The following is a 16,151-nucleotide window of genomic DNA, read 5'->3' on the forward strand; positions in this document are numbered from 1 at the left end:
GTATGGAATATGAAAACGTATTATGAGAAAGACGCAAAATTAGAGTTATTACAAGGGAAAACAGTTGCGGTAATTGGTTATGGATCTCAAGGTCATGCGCAGGCGCAAAATTTACGTGATTCTGGTGTGGAAGTTGTAGTCGGTGTTCGACCTGGTAAGTCTTTTGAAGTAGCAAAAGCAGATGGGTTTGAAGTAATGTCTGTTTCAGAATCGGTTCGAACCGCGCAAGTTGTACAAATGCTATTACCGGATGAACAGCAAGCACATGTGTATAGAGCAGAAGTAGAAGAGAATCTCCGTGAAGGACAAATGTTACTTTTCTCACATGGATTTAATATTCACTTCGGACAAATTAATCTGCCAAGTTACGTAGATGTAGCAATGGTCGCGCCAAAAAGTCCAGGTCATCTCGTTCGCCGTGTATTTCAAGAAGGAAATGGTGTTCCGGCATTAGTCGCTGTACATCAAGATGCAACAGGCACGGCATTAAGTGTAGCGCTTGCGTATGCAAAAGGTGTAGGTTGTACACGTGCAGGTGTAATTGAAACGACATTCCAAGAAGAAACAGAAACAGATTTGTTTGGTGAGCAAGCGGTACTTTGCGGCGGGGTAACTGCACTTGTGAAAGCTGGTTTTGAAACGTTAACAGAAGGCGGATATCGTCCTGAAATTGCATACTTTGAATGTTTGCATGAATTAAAGTTAATTGTTGATTTAATGTACGAAGGTGGTTTAACGAACATGCGCCATTCTATTTCAGATACGGCTGAGTTTGGAGATTATGTAACAGGATCGAGAATTGTTACAGATGAAACGAAGAAAGAAATGAAACGTGTTCTTACAGAAATTCAGCAAGGTGAATTCGCGAAGAAATGGATTTTAGAAAATCAAGCTGGGCGTCCAACGTATAATGCCATGAAAAAAGCAGAGAAAAATCATCAGTTAGAAAAAGTGGGGGCAGAGCTTCGTGAAATGATGAGCTGGATTCATGCACCGAAAGAATTAGTAAAGAAATAGAGAAAGAGATTGTAAGTGAAAAATACGTAAGAGGGGATTTGACAAGATGAGAAGTGACATGATTAAAAAAGGTTTTGATAAAGCACCGCACCGTAGTTTATTAAAAGCAACTGGTTTGAAAGATGAAGATTTTGATAAACCGTTTATAGCTATCTGTAATTCTTTTATTGAAATTATTCCAGGTCATAAGCACTTAAATGAGTTTGGAAAACTTGTTAAAGAAGCAGTGCGTGCAGCAGGTATGGTTCCATTTGAATTTAATACAATTGGAGTAGATGACGGTATTGCGATGGGGCATATCGGTATGCGTTATTCGCTTCCGAGTCGTGAAATCATTGCAGATTCAGTAGAAACGGTTGTAAATGCACATTGGTTTGATGGCATGATTTGTATTCCAAACTGTGACAAAATTACCCCTGGTATGATGATGGCTGCACTTCGTATTAACATTCCAACTGTTTTTGTTTCAGGTGGACCGATGGCAGCTGGGAAGACTTCTAAAGGGGAGGTTGTCGATTTAAGTTCTGTTTTCGAAGGAGTAGGAGCTTATCAATCTGGGAAAATTTCAGAAGAAGAATTAAAGGATATTGAAGATCATGGCTGTCCATCTTGTGGTTCTTGTTCTGGTATGTTTACAGCGAACTCTATGAACTGTTTATGTGAAGTATTAGGTTTAGCTCTTCCTGGTAACGGAAGTATTTTAGCTATTGATCCAAGACGTGAAGAATTAATTAAACAAGCAGCAGAGAAATTAAAGATTTTAATTGAAAGAGATATTAAACCGAGAGACATTGTAACGGAAGAAGCAATTGATGATGCGTTCGCGCTTGATATGGCGATGGGCGGTTCAACAAATACAGTGTTGCACACATTGGCGCTTGCACAAGAAGCGGGTTTAGATTACGATATGAACCGCATTGATGCCGTTTCAAGACGTGTACCACATTTATGTAAAGTAAGTCCAGCCTCCAATTGGCATATGGAGGATATTGATCGAGCAGGCGGAATTAGTGCAATTTTGAAAGAGATGAGCCGAAAAGAAGGGGTGCTTCATTTAGACCGTATTACTGCTACTGGGCAAACATTAAGAGAAAACATTGCTCATGCAGAGATTAAAGATAGGGAAGTTATTCATTCTCTCGAAAACCCTCATAGTGAAGAAGGGGGATTACGTATATTAAAAGGAAACCTTGCGAAAGATGGGGCAGTTATTAAAAGTGGGGCAACAGAAGTAAAACGATTTGAAGGACCTTGCGTTATTTTTAATTCACAAGATGAGGCACTTGCGGGCATTATGCTTGGAAAGGTTAAGAAAGGCGATGTAGTTGTTATTCGCTATGAAGGACCAAGAGGCGGTCCTGGTATGCCAGAAATGTTAGCACCAACGTCAGCGATTGCTGGTATGGGATTAGGTGCAGATGTTGCGCTATTAACGGATGGACGTTTTTCTGGAGCTTCACGTGGTATTTCGGTAGGGCATATTTCGCCAGAAGCAGCTGCGGGGGGAACGATTGCACTTCTCAAGCAAGGGGATATCGTTTGTATCGATGTTGAGGAAAGATTGTTAGAAGTAAGAGTTAGTGATGAAGAATTAGATCAGCGTAAAAAAGAATGGAAACGACCAGAACCGAAAGTGAAAACTGGCTGGCTTGGGCGTTATGCACAAATGGTAACATCGGCGAATACAGGTGCAGTTCTAAAAATCCCGGATTTTGATTGAGCCAATTTAAAAGAGATAAGGATGATATGAAATGGTGCAAAAGGTAAAGGAGAGAGTGAAAATTGAAGATATCTTAATGGCACATAATTGCATGAAAGATATCGTTATTAAAACACCGTTACAACGTGATACAGTTCTATCTGAGAAATATGATTGTGACGTTTATGTAAAACGAGAAGACTTACAATTGATTCGCTCTTTCAAAATTCGTGGTGCGTACAATTTAATTCAAAGTTTATCAAAAGAACAATTACAAAACGGTGTTGTTTGTGCAAGTGCTGGTAATCATGCGCAAGGAGTTGCTTATACGTGTAATTTATTGAAGATTCCGTCGAAAATCTTTATGCCAACAACGACACCTAAACAAAAAGTATCGCAAGTACAATTTTTCGGTAGTGATTTTGCAGAAATTGTATTAGTTGGTGATACATTTGATAGCTCTTTCCAAGAAGCACAGCGCTATTGTGAAGAAAATAGAATGACGTTTGTTCATCCGTTTGATGATCCGTATGTTATTGCTGGTCAAGGAACAGTGGCAGTTGAAATTATGCATGATATGGAGAAACCAGTGGATTATATCTTTACAGCAATTGGAGGCGGTGGGTTAGCATCAGGTGTTGGTACATATGTAAAAGGTGTTAGTCCTGCTACAAAGGTCATTGGCGCAGAGCCAATGGGAGCTGCATCTATGAAAGAGGCTTTTCTTCAAAACGAAAATGTCGCGTTAGAGAAAATAGATAGTTTTGTTGATGGGGCAGCTGTCAAAAAGGTAGGAAAGTTAACATTTGAAACTTGTAAAGATGTAATTGATGATATTGTTTTAGTACCAGAAGGAAAGGTTTGTACGACGATTTTAGAACTGTATAAGAAAAATGCAATTGTAGCTGAACCGGCTGGTGCACTATCTATTGCAGCGCTTGATTTATATAGAGATGAAATAAAAGGTAAAACAGTTGTATGTACGCTAAGTGGTGGAAATAATGATATTGATAGAATGCAAGAAATGAAAGAACGTTCGCTCATTTACGAAGGGTTAAAGCATTATTTTATCATTGAATTCCCGCAGCGTTCAGGTGCGCTAAGAGAGTTTCTTGATAAGGGATTAGGGCCAGAAGATGATATTACTCGTTTTGAATACATTAAGAAACATAATAAAGAAAATGGCCCAGCACTAGTCGGAGTAGAGTTGAAACATAAAGAAGATTATGAGCAATTAATTACTCGTTTTAAAGAAAATAATATTCAATTTATGGAGCTTAATAAAAATCCTATTTTGTTTGATTTGCTTATTTAATAGAAGGAAAGAGTTAGCATCCAAATAAAAAAGATAGATGCAAACAGCGGAAATGCTGCTTGTATCTATCTTTTTATAATTACACTATATACTTTCCATATTCAAGTAGGATAAAGCTAGTTAACCAAAAGAGTATCGCAATGCGAATGATTACATACATAGTAAATTCAAAGGTAGTAAGTTTTCGTTCACGTTTTATTTTTTTTAGAAGTCTAACAGAAAAAAATGAACATAAAAGTAGAACGGCTATAGATATTTTATAAATATTCTCTAACAAACTTACATTTTCTAATAAGTCTTTCAGCATGTTCATCACCTATTCTGTAAAGTATGTTACAGAGAAATAAATCTTGCGTTGTCTAGTTTCGTTTGTTTTTTATGTTCCCTGTATCATCAATTTCTACGTCAGTTGAAATTGTTTGTAAATATTGTAGAGCTTTTTTCTTTTCGTCCTCATTTACAGGGGAGATTTGGTTGTTGCGAATGATGTAAGGATTGAATGACATTTGGACATCCTTTCCTTTAAAAGTTAAAGTTAATATGCCAGTTTCGGCGCTTTTCCCGCTTACATAACTTGGGAATAAAAAGTTACCTAATGAATAAGCGATAGGAACGTTATTATAATACTCAAATCCTTGTAACCAATGCGGGTGACTCCCGACAATCGCGTCAGCTCCTGCTTCAACCATTTTAGGTACATATTGTTTTTGGTATTCTACCGGACGATTTGATTTTTCAACGCCCCAATGCATATAGATGATTAAATAGTCTGCATCTTTCTTTTGCTCTTTAATTGTTTTTGTTACAAGATTTAAATCATATCCGTTCGCAACGCCAGGTTTATTGTCACCAGCTACCCAATTCGTATCAGGCATAAATCGAACGAAGGAAAGAAATTTGAACTTTTTCCCTTTTACAGTCATTTCTCGTGCAGTATATGCATCCTTTGCATTCTTTCCGGCTCCAATGTAAGGGAACTTTAATTTTTCAACGTGAGAAATCGTGTCTAATAATCCATCTTGCCCATAATCAAGTGTATGGTTATTCCCAATATTTACGATGTCATATCCCGTGTTTTTAATAGCTTTTAGTGCAGATGGATCACTTTTAATCCAAAATAGTTGTCCAGGAGCTTTCTTTTCTCTCGTTGTAAATGCTGACTCTAAATTAACGAAAGAAATATCAGCTTTTGTTATTTCTTCTTTTACATGTTGGAATGAATAATCAGCCCCGTTTTTTTCGATTACAGGACGTAATTGCCAATCGAACATTGTATCACCAGAGAAGGTGAGTGTGATTTCCTTGTCTTCTATTTTCTTTTCACTTGTTGAAGCTGTTTTACTAGATTTGTTTTGCAAATCGGGTTTGTCTTTCGCTTTTGAAATAAAAGAGTAGTTAACTAATAAAACAATTGGTGTAATGCAAAAGGCTATTAACAGAAATCGTTTTAGTAAAGTTTTCATAAATACCTTCCCTTTTGAGTTTATACCGCAATTTGTGGGCAATAAAACTCGCGCTAGTTAAAGTTTCACTTTATGTATAACTACAAATGCAGTTTATGTAGTGAAAACATTTGTTAATATTCTCAATATTAAGTTAACATATAGATAACCTGTAAATCAATGTATAAACCAAAATATAGAAATAAAGAATTCGAAGGGTGAAGAACGAGAGATGGTTATATTAGGAGCAGTTGTAAATGGGATTTGTATTATATTTGGTACTTTACTAGGGAAATTATTTAGTAGGATTCCAGAAAGTATGAAGGGAACAATTATGCATGCAATCGGTTTAGCAGTTACTGTGCTTGGACTTCAAATGGCATTGAAAAGTGAAAATTTTCTTGTTGTCATACTAAGTTTAGTTATTGGTACCGTCATCGGGGAATGGCTACAACTAGAGGAAAAGTTAAAGCTGTTAGGAGATTGGCTAGAAAATAAAGTTGGATCGAAAGGGAAAGGGAGCATATCAGAAGGGTTTGTAACAGCTACTTTAATTTTTGCAATTGGTGCGATGGGCATACTTGGTGCACTCGACAGCGGGATTCGCGGCAATCATGACATTTTATTTACAAAGGCGATTATCGATGGATTTATTTCTATTATATTAACGACAACTTTAGGAATTGGTGTAGTATTTTCGGCGATTCCAGTTATTTTATACGAAGGAGGGATTGCGGTTTTTGCAACACAAATTAATAGTTTGGTCCCGAAAGAATTAATGAATCAATTTATAGTGGAAATGACAGCTACAGGTGGTATTATGATAGCCGCTATTGGATTGAACTTACTTGGTATTATTAAAATTAAAGTGGCAAATTTACTGCCAGGTATATTGGTAGTTGGAATAATTGTTTCACTTATTTATGGTTACGGTTTACTAGTAAAGTAATAGGGGATGGAGATACGTATGGAGGAGTATAAATTTACAAAACGTGTTCATAACATATTAAAGATTGCAGCAGAAGAGGCAGAAAGTAATATCATTCAACCAGCTCATCTGTTTATCGGTATGTGTAAAGAAGGTACTGGAGTTTGTAGCGAGTTGTATATGTATTTATTCCGTAAAGTGGGTACGGATTTTTTAGAAAAATTTTCAATACGAAAACAATACGATTCACCGTATCAAGAGTATAAAAAAATAGGACAATATAAGGTATCTTATAAGGTGCTAGAAATTTTACAAATAGCGAAGAAACGTATGGAACGTTTCCAGCAAGTAATAATAAATGAAGGGCATGTTATATATGCGCTATTTCGTGTAGATAAGTTTATTGGAAATGCACAAACACAAAAAGATATATTACGTATTATAGCTGAGCCAAGAGATTTAGCGGTCGATCTAAAATATTTTGTTCCTACTTATAATCATTTAATTTGTGCTGTTAGAAAGGCTATCCCTTCTGATTTTGAAAAATTAGCAAGTTTTGTTAATGAGGAATTTGGTGAACGTTGGTTACATTCAATAGAGTATGGATTTCGTACATATAAAGAAAATGTCCCTATTTATATAGCAGAACAAGAAGAAGTGATAGTAGGTTTCGCTTGTTATGATGTAGTGAGAGGAAAGAAGGGATTGTTTGGTCCAATGGGCACAGCGAAACAAAATCGCGTGAAAGGTGTAGGTAAGGAATTGTTACATCGTTGTTTACATAGTATGAAGCAAGAAGGATATGAATACGCAATTATTGGACAAGCAGGTCCGATTGAGTTTTATGAGCGAAATTGTGATGCGCGTTTAATACCGTTAGAGAATAAGTAACCAACTCCATATGTGGGAGTTGGTTTTTTTATGAAAATAATGTAGAGATGTAGTGGTTTTCACTAGAAAATAGCGGGTTTTGTAGTAAATCTTACAAATAAAGCAAATTACTAAACTTTTTACAAGAAAGGGTGTAGAATGGGTATCTAAAGAAAGAAGGTGTGAAAATGGCCAGCTGGAAACGAAATTTAATGATTTGTTGGCTAGGTTGTTTTACCACTGCAGCCGGTATGAGTTTAGTAATTCCTTTTTTATCTTTTTATATTGAGGAATTAGGAGTAACTGGCACTTCTAGTATTGCACAGTGGTCGGGACTTGCATTTGGTATAACATTTTTAATGGGTGCGATCGTATCACCAATATGGGGAAAGCTTGGTGATATACATGGACGGAAATTGATGCTGATTCGTGCGAGCCTTGGTATGGCGATTATTATGACGCTTATGGGGTTTGTAACGGATGTGTATCAACTAGTCGCACTAAGGTTTTTGATGGGAGCAGTATCTGGTTTCCTTTCAACGGCGATGACATTTATTGCAGCAGAAACTCCGAAAGAGCATTCAGGTTGGGCAATTTCCACAATTTCAACTGGGGGCGTGAGCGGTTCTTTACTTGGCCCGTTACTTGGAGGATACTTGTCTGAGTTAATTGGAATGCGCCATGTTTTTCTTGTTACAGGAGCTTTTTTATTCCTTTCTTTTCTCATCGTTTTTTTCTTCCTACATGAAGAGAATCACTTCGCTCAAGCAAAAAAAGTACAACCGAAAAAAGTATGGACAATGGTTCCAGCAAAGCATTTAATTATTAGTTTGTTTGTAACAACATTTATTATTCAACTTGCGAACATGTCAATTCAACCTATTATTACATTGTATGTAAAGAATTTAGAAGGCCCAGGAACAGCTCATATTGAAATGGTTGCAGGCGCAGTTATGTCAGCGACAGGGTTAGCGGTTATTTTGGCAGCACCAAGACTAGGAAGATTATCAGATCAAATCGGTCCTCAAAAAACGTTAGTTGTAGCGTTGTTTGCTGCAGGAATTATTTTTATCCCGCAAGCATTTGTAACCTCAGCTTGGCAACTATTAATTCTTCGATTTTTATTAGGTATCGCACAAGCAGGACTATTACCTTCCGTACAAACTCTACTAAAACAACATACACCAACCCATGTAACGGGAAGAATATTTGGGTATAATCAATCGTTTCAGTTTTTAGGAAATATGATTGGACCAGTACTTGGTGGACAAATTGCAGCTCATGCAGGCTTCCAATATGTTTTCTTCTCTACTTCATCACTATTATTTATTGCGTGCATTTGGGTTTATTTTCACAATAAGAACGAAGAGGTATCAGAGAAACGACATTTGGAAGTTAGTTAACTAAGTGAATGAAAAAGAAAAGGATGAAGCAATGATTGCTTCATCCTTTTCTTTAAAATTGAAGACAAAGATAGCTTAATGTACCAAGCTCGTAACTGCGGTGAATGATTTCGCCGTTATTTTCACCGCTTCCCATAGCGATAAATAAAGGAACAAAATGCTCTGCTCTTGGTACTGCTAATTGTGCATGAGGGGCGTTGTTCTCCCAATTAAATAATGCATCTTTATCAGTAGTCTGCATATGTTTAATAATCCAATCATCAAATTCAATTGCCCATTGTTCGGGTGTCGTTTGATTCCATTTCAAAGCTCGTAAGTTATGAACGGTAACACCGCTCCCGATTATTAAAATATCTTCTTGTCCAAGTCCTTTAAGTGCTTCTCCAATCTTAAATTGCTCTTTTGCAGGAAGGAATGGATTGACTGAAATTTGGACGACAGGAATATTTGCTTCTGGATACATACGGTGCAAGAGTGTCCATGAGCCATGATCTAAACCTCTCGTCATATTATGATGGACTGGAATACCTTTGTTTTTAAATTTCGTTTCTAACATAGATGCAATGTTAGAAGAGCCTTTCGCACGATATTTGATTTCGTATAACTCAGGAGGAAAACCTCCAAAATCATAAATTGTTTCATATTCGTTATCTGATGAAGAAATCGTTAATATTTCACTTTCCCAGTGAGCAGTGAAAATAACAATTGCTTTAGGTTTATATGTTTCTCCAAGTGTTTTTAAAAACCTTGTATAGTCTGTATCTTGAATAGCAAGCATCGGTGAGCCGTGTGCTAAAAATAATGATGGCATCATAATAGAAACCTCCCAAAAATATAATAATTACTTTATGTAAGTAACTATATAATTTTATTTTCCGTTCGTCAATATATTAGTTTAAGAGCTAATTGGAAAAGTGAGTCATTTGTCATAATGAAGGCAATTGCATATAATACATAATAAGAATAATGAATGGATATTCATTTTTTGATATACATAATAGAGTTGGGGGCTGACGAAATGAACTTACAAGAAAGTTTCGTTACGGCATTGGATGGATCGGAAATTTATTTACGTAAGTGGCTACCAGAAAGAGATCCGCGAGGGATTATTCAAATTGCACATGGTATGACAGAACATGCAGGTGTTTATACAGACTTTATTGCTGCGTTATTAAAAGCAGGGTATGGTGTTTATGCACATGATCATAAAGGTCATGGGAAAACAGTGAAAAGAGAAGAAGATTATGGTCATTTTAAACCAAATGTAGGTTGGAATGAGGCTGTGTCTGATGTTATTTTTGTATCAGAAACGATAAGAAAAGAGCAGACATGCCCGTTATTTTTACTTGGCCATAGCATGGGTTCTTTTTTATCAAGACGTGCTGTACAACTGAAAGGTGAATTATATGATGGATTCCTTATTTCAGGAACTGGTGGAAATCCAGGGTTATTAGGAAGTATCGGTCATAAAGTAGCGACAATTGAGATGAAATTACGCGGAGAAAAAACGAAAAGTCCTATGTTAAACTTTTTATCATTCGGAAATTTCAATTCGCACTTTAAACCAAATCGTACGAAATTTGATTGGTTATCTTCAGATAATAATCAAGTTGATAAATATATTGCGGATCCGTTATGTGGATTCATTTGTACGACGAGTTTTTATCGTGAATTGTTTTCTGGTGTATTAGAAGTAAATAAGCTAGAAGAGTTCAAAAAAACACCGAAAAACCTTCCAATACATATTTTTTCAGGAGATCGTGATCCTGTTGGGGATATGGGGAAAGGTGTAAAAGAAGTATATGAAAACTATAAAAAATGTGATGTGAAAGATGTAACACTGCGTTTATATGAAAATGGAAGACATGAAATGTTCCATGAAGTAAATCGAGATGAAGTATTTCAAGATTTGATTTCTTGGTTAGATAAACATATTGTATGAGAAGGAACCTCACTTTTTTGAAGTGAGGTTTCTTTAAGGAGATGGAGGAGTAGTTATGTGTGAATTTGTAAATAAAGAATATGTAGAAATAGATTTTCAAGATGTTTTGATTAAAGAAGAGAAATTGAAAAATTGTACGTTCATAAAATGCCGTTTTAGAGGGATAGATGCATCGGAAGTTTCTACTGAAAATTGTAATTTCATAGAATGTGATTTTACCGGTGCTCTTTTTAACGCTTCTATCCATAAAGGAACTACATTTGCGAATTGTAAGTTTGTTGGTGCGAATTTATTCGTATCGAAGTTTGAAGAATGTAAAATGACCGGCTCTGATTTTGAAGAAGCGAATTTAGACGGAATAACTATCATATCGGGTGATTGGTCATATACGAATTTAAGGTTCGCGAACTTAAGTAAACAAATGTTAAAGGGAATACGTTTAATTGAAGCGGACCTATATGAATGTAATTTAGAAAAAGCAGATTTACGTGACGCGGATTTAACCGGTGCACAATTAGGTAAGGCGAAACTTAGTGGTGCAAATTTAAAAGGGGCGATAGTTGATAGAATTGATTTTACAAGTTTTGATTTGAAAAATGTAAAATTAGATATAACACAGGCAGTTGCAGTAGCAAGATGTTATGGGGCTAAGGTGAACTAAATTGTTTGTAAAACCGTTCAAATTGTTGAACGGTTTTACAAATCATAATAGTAGTATAATAGTGAATGAGGTGTTAATAATATGGAAGATAAAACATTAGGTATACTACTAGATGTTGTTGGGGAATTATTTTCAGATGAAATATCAATCGCCGTTTCGAATACGAAAGAATATATTTACTATCGGCCAAGTAAACGAATTGATTTAAAGATTAGCGCCGGGAATCCTATTAAGGAAGGAACGATTGCACATAAAGCAATGGTAACGAAGCAAAAAGCCTCTGAGTTTATTAACCGAGATGTTTTCGGTATTCCTTATCATGGAATGGCCGTACCATTTTCAAATAATGGAAAGATTGAAGGTTGCGTGACGGCAATTTATCCCGCTTTAACGGATGGTAAGTCAGTCGTTACTTTAAAAACAACAGACGGATGGGTTCCAGTTCCTTTTGCAAAGGTCATGTATTTAGAGGCTAAAGATAAAAAGACATATGTGAATTCAGAAGAGTTAACAGGAACACATAAATACTCTCTACAAGAATTCGAATACTTGCTTCCGAAAGATTCGTTTATTAGATGCCACCGTTCCTTTATTGTAAATGTTAATCATATTAAAGCAATTTATCCTGATACCCATTCTACTTTTTTACTTTCTATGGATAACGGAGAGAGGGTACCAGTAAGTCAATCATACGCCAGTTATTTTCGTAAGCTTCTAGGATTCTAAAATTTTCTGCTTTAGAACCTAGATTCGCTGTTTTGTCTGAATTTTCGGCATTGTGTAAGGAAATCCCTATTTTGATGGTGTTAATGTGTAAAATAATTATGAATATTCATTGGGAGAGGGATTACATATGGAGAATAATTTAGATAGAATTAGGGATCAACGATTAAAAGATCGAGTAGTTACACCTGAAGAAGCAGCTTCATGGATTGAAAGTGGAATGACTTTAGGATTAAGTGGATTTACACGTGCTGGTGATGTAAAAGCAGTCCCATTTGCACTTGTAAACCGAGTTAAGAATGATAAATCTTTTAAAGTAAATGTTTATACAGGGGCTTCCTTAGGTTCGGATGTAGATAAATTATTTGCTGAGGCAGGAATTTTAGGGAAAAGATTGCCTTTCCAAGCAGATGCAACTATGCGAAAAGGAATTAATAACGGAGACTTTTTATTTGTGGATCAGCACTTATCTCATACAGCAGAGTTACTTCGTGCTGACGTTATGGATATAGATTTCGCTATCTTGGAAGCGGTTGCGATTACTGAAGATGGAATGATTATTCCAACCACTTCAATTGGAAATTCCTTAGCATTCTCCTTAAATGCTAAGTCTATTATTATTGAAATGAATATGGCTCAATCTACGCAATTAGAGGGGCTACATGATTTATATGAACCAGGTAAACAAGGGGAAAGACTCCCTATTCCGCTCGTAAAAACGGATGATCGAATTGGAACAATCGGTATCCCAATTGATGCTGAAAAAGTGAAGGGAATTGTGTTTACGAATCAACTGGATTCGCCATCGACAATTGTTCCTCCAGATGAAGAAACTGTTATTATGGCACAGCATTTAATAGAGTTCCTTCGAGAAGAGGTTAAAGTAGGCCGATTAACAAATCGTTTAGCACCGTTACAATCTGGAATTGGTTCAGTTGCTAATGCAGTATTGCACGGCATGCTAGATTCGGAGTTTGAAGATTTAGAAGTATATTCTGAAGTTTTACAAGATGCGGTCTTTGATCTAATGGATGCTGGGAAAGTCAATTTTGCTTCCTGCTGCTCCATCACGCTTTCTGAAGAGAAAATGCAACAAGTATTTTCTAACTTTGAAAAATATCGTGACAAATTAATGATGCGCCCGCAAGAGATTTCTAATCATCCTGAAATCATTCGTCGCCTTGGATTAATCTCGATTAATGCTGCTTTAGAATTAGATATTTACGGAAATGTTAATTCTACTCATGTTTTAGGTACAAAAATGATGAATGGTATTGGTGGTTCGGGTGATTTTGCGAGAAATGCACGCCTAGCTATTTTTGTTACTAAATCGATTGCAAAAGGTGGCAACATATCAAGCATCGTTCCTTTCGTTTCTCATGTAGACCATACTGAACATGATGTAGATGTTATCGTCACTGAACAGGGGTATGCTGACTTAAGAGGGCTTGCGCCAAGAGAAAGAGTGGAACTAATTATTGAGAATTGCGTACATCCAATGTATCGTGAACAGCTACGAGCTTATTACGAGGAAGCAAGAACAAGAGGTGGACAAACTCCTCATATTTTAGAAAAAGCTTTTTCTTGGCATACAAACTATGCTAAAAATGGAACAATGCTTGAAGCGGTAGTAGAAACTGTTTAGAAGTGCAAAAATGATTCTTAATATAATATGCCATAAAGGTTAAAAGAAAAAGAACGCCAATTTTCAGGAATGGCGTTTTTTTCTTTTAAAAAATTGTTACCTATTATGAGGAATTATAAAAGTAATCTCTTATTTACGGAAATAAGAGGTTTTTTTAATTACTTTTCGAATCATTTTAATAGTTTATATATCAAAGGTGAGGAGAAAGAATCATGAAGATAAGAAATGCGTTATTAAGTGAAGCAAATGAATTAAGTGAACTTGCACTACATTCAAAAGCAACGTGGAACTATAGCGAAGCATTCATACTTGCTTGTAAGGAAGATTTAACAATTACTGATGAGTACATAAAAAATAATTTTGTATATGTTTTAGAAAACGATAATACGAAGATTGGTTTTTTCTCATTTTTACGTAATGATAACGCTCTTGATTTCTTGTACATTCATCCTCGTTACAAAGGAAAAGGGTACGGGAAAATACTTTGGGAGTATGTATTAGAAAAAGCAAATGAGCTAGGAATAAAAAGTTTTACAATTGATAGTGATCCGAATGCAAAAGGGTTTTACTTGAAGATGGGAGCAAAGTTAATAGGAGAGACACCATCAACGGTTTTTGAGGATCGTTTACTGCCTCTTTTGCAACATGATGTGTAAAACAATTAATAGTAGGAGAAGATTAGAATGGATGATGTAAAGATAAAGAGGATATATGAAGCACTAGTAAAATCATGGTCGATTGAAACAAGTTTAAAGTGGACTATTGAGAATCCGGCAAAGGGACAGTGTGGTATAACGGCTTTAGTCGTTCAAGATATATACGGAGGAAAAATCAAAAAGACAAAAGTAGGGGAGGTGTGGCATTTTTATAACTGTATAGTTGGACAAAGGTTTGATTTTACAGGGACTCAGTTCAATGGAAGATTGAATTATTTGGATGTGGAATCAAATCGAGAAGAAGCATTTGCAGATACAAATGAAAAACAATATAGCATTTTGAAGGAAAAGATAATGAAAGAATTCAAATTATCTTTTGACTCTTAATCTTTAATAAGTTACTATAATGGTGGTAACTTATTAAAGGGAACTTCATAGAGTTGAAAGGGGAAATACTTTTGAAAACAACTTATGTAAACGCTACAATCGTAACGATGAATGAACAAAATGAAGTGATAGAAAATGGATATATCATTGTAGAAAATGATCAAATTATAGATGTAAAGAGCGGAGAATTCGCTAATGATTTTGAAGTAGATGAAGTAATTGATATGAAAGGAAAGTGGGTTTTACCAGGGCTTGTAAATACACATACACATGTTGTAATGAGTCTCTTAAGAGGTATTGGCGATGATATGTTATTACAGCCATGGCTTGAGACGAGAATTTGGCCACTTGAAAGTCAGTTTACGCCAGAGCTTGCGGTCGCTAGCACGGAATTAGGATTACTTGAAATGGTGAAAAGTGGTACAACATCATTCTCTGATATGTTTAATCCAATTGGAGTAGATCAAGATGCAATTATGGAAACGGTATCAAAGAGTGGAATTCGAGCTGCAGTTTCAAGAACTTTATTTAGCTTCGGAACGAAAGAGGATGAAAAGAAAGCAATTGAAGAAGCTGAAAAATATGTGAAGCGTTACTATAATGAAAGTGGTATGTTAACTACGATGGTTGCACCGCATAGTCCATATACATGTTCCACAGAACTGTTAGAAGAATGCGCACGAATTGCAGTAGAAAATCAAACGATGGTTCATATTCATCTTTCGGAAACAGAGCGTGAAGTACGTGATATTGAAGCACAGTACGGAAAACGTCCAGTAGAATATGCAGCAAGTTGCGGGTTGTTTAAACGCCCAACAGTTATTGCACACGGTGTAGTATTAAATGAAAATGAACGTGCATTTTTAGCAGAACATGATGTTCGAGTAGCTCATAACCCGAATAGTAATTTAAAACTAGGATCTGGTATAGCGAATGTAAAAGCAATGTTAGAAGCAGGAATGAAAGTAGGAATTGCAACAGATAGTGTGGCATCTAACAACAATTTAGATATGTTTGAAGAAATGCGTATAGCAACATTATTACAAAAAGGCATTCATCAAGATGCAACAGCACTACCAGTTGAAACAACTCTTACACTTGCGACTAAAGGAGCTGCTGAAGTAATCGGCATGAAACAAACAGGATCACTTGAGGTCGGAAAGTGTGCCGATTTTATCACAATTGATCCATCTAATAAGCCGCATTTACAACCAGCAGATGAAGTGTTATCGCACCTTGTATATGCTGCTAGTGGAAAAGATATAAGCGATGTAATTATTAACGGAAAACGTGTCGTTTGGAATGGCGAATGTAAAACGTTAGATGAAGAGCGTATTATATTTGAAGCGAGTCGTTATAAACGAGGTTTGCAAAGATAGGTAATTATATGTAGTTGAAAAAGCTATCCTTTTTTAAAAGGATAGCTTTTTTCTTGGACGAATAAATATTCAAAAGAATGTCGC

General features: G+C 35.9%; 16 protein-coding genes. 13 read left to right on the forward strand and 3 right to left on the reverse strand.

Features of this window, described 5'->3' with window-relative positions; genetic code table 11:
- Positions 1-9 precede the first annotated feature (9 nt).
- Genes ilvC through ilvA form a run of 3 tightly spaced genes read left to right on the forward strand, consistent with a single transcriptional unit; the run spans position 10 to position 4,031 of the window.
- Positions 10-1,017 (forward strand): ketol-acid reductoisomerase, encoded by a 1,008-nt coding sequence (gene ilvC / locus JDS99_RS16530; RefSeq protein WP_199695380.1) that lies wholly within the window; start codon positions 10-12, stop codon positions 1,015-1,017.
- A 46-nt stretch (positions 1,018-1,063) separates the two neighbouring features.
- The gene (gene ilvD, locus JDS99_RS16535) at positions 1,064-2,737 is read left to right on the forward strand and encodes a dihydroxy-acid dehydratase (protein ID WP_199695381.1); all 1,674 of its coding nucleotides are present in this window, start codon (positions 1,064-1,066) and stop codon (positions 2,735-2,737) included.
- 31 nt (positions 2,738-2,768) lie between these two features.
- Positions 2,769-4,031, forward strand: a complete 1,263-nt coding sequence (gene ilvA / locus JDS99_RS16540; RefSeq protein ID WP_199695382.1) for a threonine ammonia-lyase IlvA — start codon at positions 2,769-2,771, stop codon at positions 4,029-4,031.
- Positions 4,032-4,110: 79 nt separating this feature from the next.
- Here ilvA and JDS99_RS16545 read toward each other — a convergent pair whose 3' ends face one another.
- Positions 4,111-4,338: a hypothetical protein gene (locus JDS99_RS16545; protein WP_000910223.1), complete on the reverse strand. Its 228-nt coding sequence runs from the start codon at positions 4,336-4,338 to the stop codon at positions 4,111-4,113.
- 52 nt (positions 4,339-4,390) lie between these two features.
- Entirely contained in the window at positions 4,391-5,494 is a 1,104-nt protein-coding gene (locus JDS99_RS16550; RefSeq protein WP_199695383.1) for a CapA family protein, read from the reverse strand.
- Positions 5,495-5,705: 211 nt separating this feature from the next.
- Here JDS99_RS16550 and JDS99_RS16555 point away from each other — a divergent pair, with 211 nt between their 5' ends.
- From JDS99_RS16555 to JDS99_RS16565, 3 genes are all read left to right on the forward strand, one after another.
- Complete coding sequence (locus tag JDS99_RS16555; RefSeq protein ID WP_199695384.1) at positions 5,706-6,422, forward strand: DUF554 domain-containing protein; 717 nt, start codon at positions 5,706-5,708, stop codon at positions 6,420-6,422.
- Between the two features lie 18 nt (positions 6,423-6,440).
- Complete coding sequence (locus JDS99_RS16560) at positions 6,441-7,292, forward strand: GNAT family N-acetyltransferase (RefSeq protein WP_199695385.1); 852 nt, start codon at positions 6,441-6,443, stop codon at positions 7,290-7,292.
- 167 nt (positions 7,293-7,459) lie between these two features.
- Positions 7,460-8,674, forward strand: coding sequence for a multidrug efflux MFS transporter (locus JDS99_RS16565; RefSeq protein WP_199695386.1), 1,215 nt, complete (start codon positions 7,460-7,462; stop codon positions 8,672-8,674).
- 52 nt (positions 8,675-8,726) lie between these two features.
- On the opposite strand, the gene JDS99_RS16570 is transcribed toward JDS99_RS16565, so the two are convergent.
- Positions 8,727-9,488 carry a DODA-type extradiol aromatic ring-opening family dioxygenase gene (locus tag JDS99_RS16570; RefSeq protein WP_097889371.1) on the reverse strand — a complete coding sequence of 254 codons (762 nt, stop codon included), beginning with the start codon at positions 9,486-9,488 and terminating at the stop codon, positions 8,727-8,729.
- Positions 9,489-9,692: 204 nt separating this feature from the next.
- On the opposite strand from JDS99_RS16570, the gene JDS99_RS16575 reads away from it, so the two are divergent.
- The 7 genes from JDS99_RS16575 (at position 9,693) to JDS99_RS16605 (ending at position 16,067) form a co-directional block, all read left to right on the forward strand.
- Positions 9,693-10,616 (forward strand): alpha/beta hydrolase, encoded by a 924-nt coding sequence (locus tag JDS99_RS16575; RefSeq protein WP_199695387.1) that lies wholly within the window; start codon positions 9,693-9,695, stop codon positions 10,614-10,616.
- A gap of 55 nt (positions 10,617-10,671) precedes the next feature.
- Positions 10,672-11,277 (forward strand): pentapeptide repeat-containing protein, encoded by a 606-nt coding sequence (locus JDS99_RS16580; protein WP_088062996.1) that lies wholly within the window; start codon positions 10,672-10,674, stop codon positions 11,275-11,277.
- Between the two features lie 81 nt (positions 11,278-11,358).
- Complete coding sequence (locus JDS99_RS16585) at positions 11,359-12,003, forward strand: LytTR family DNA-binding domain-containing protein (RefSeq protein WP_087983018.1); 645 nt, start codon at positions 11,359-11,361, stop codon at positions 12,001-12,003.
- A gap of 127 nt (positions 12,004-12,130) precedes the next feature.
- A complete protein-coding gene (locus JDS99_RS16590; protein ID WP_199695388.1) occupies positions 12,131-13,645 on the forward strand; it encodes an acetyl-CoA hydrolase/transferase family protein in 1,515 nt (504 codons plus the stop codon).
- Positions 13,646-13,857: 212 nt separating this feature from the next.
- Positions 13,858-14,301, forward strand: a complete 444-nt coding sequence (locus tag JDS99_RS16595) for a GNAT family N-acetyltransferase (RefSeq protein ID WP_088608672.1) — start codon at positions 13,858-13,860, stop codon at positions 14,299-14,301.
- Between the two features lie 27 nt (positions 14,302-14,328).
- Positions 14,329-14,688 carry a YunG family protein gene (locus JDS99_RS16600; protein WP_088062999.1) on the forward strand — a complete coding sequence of 120 codons (360 nt, stop codon included), beginning with the start codon at positions 14,329-14,331 and terminating at the stop codon, positions 14,686-14,688.
- A gap of 53 nt (positions 14,689-14,741) precedes the next feature.
- Positions 14,742-16,067 (forward strand): bifunctional S-methyl-5'-thioadenosine deaminase/S-adenosylhomocysteine deaminase, encoded by a 1,326-nt coding sequence (locus JDS99_RS16605; protein ID WP_199695389.1) that lies wholly within the window; start codon positions 14,742-14,744, stop codon positions 16,065-16,067.
- Positions 16,068-16,151 lie beyond the last annotated feature (84 nt).

This window comes from Bacillus cereus group sp. N6, assembly GCF_016483705.1.
Classification (GTDB): Bacteria; Bacillota; Bacilli; order Bacillales; family Bacillaceae_G; genus Bacillus_A; species Bacillus_A wiedmannii.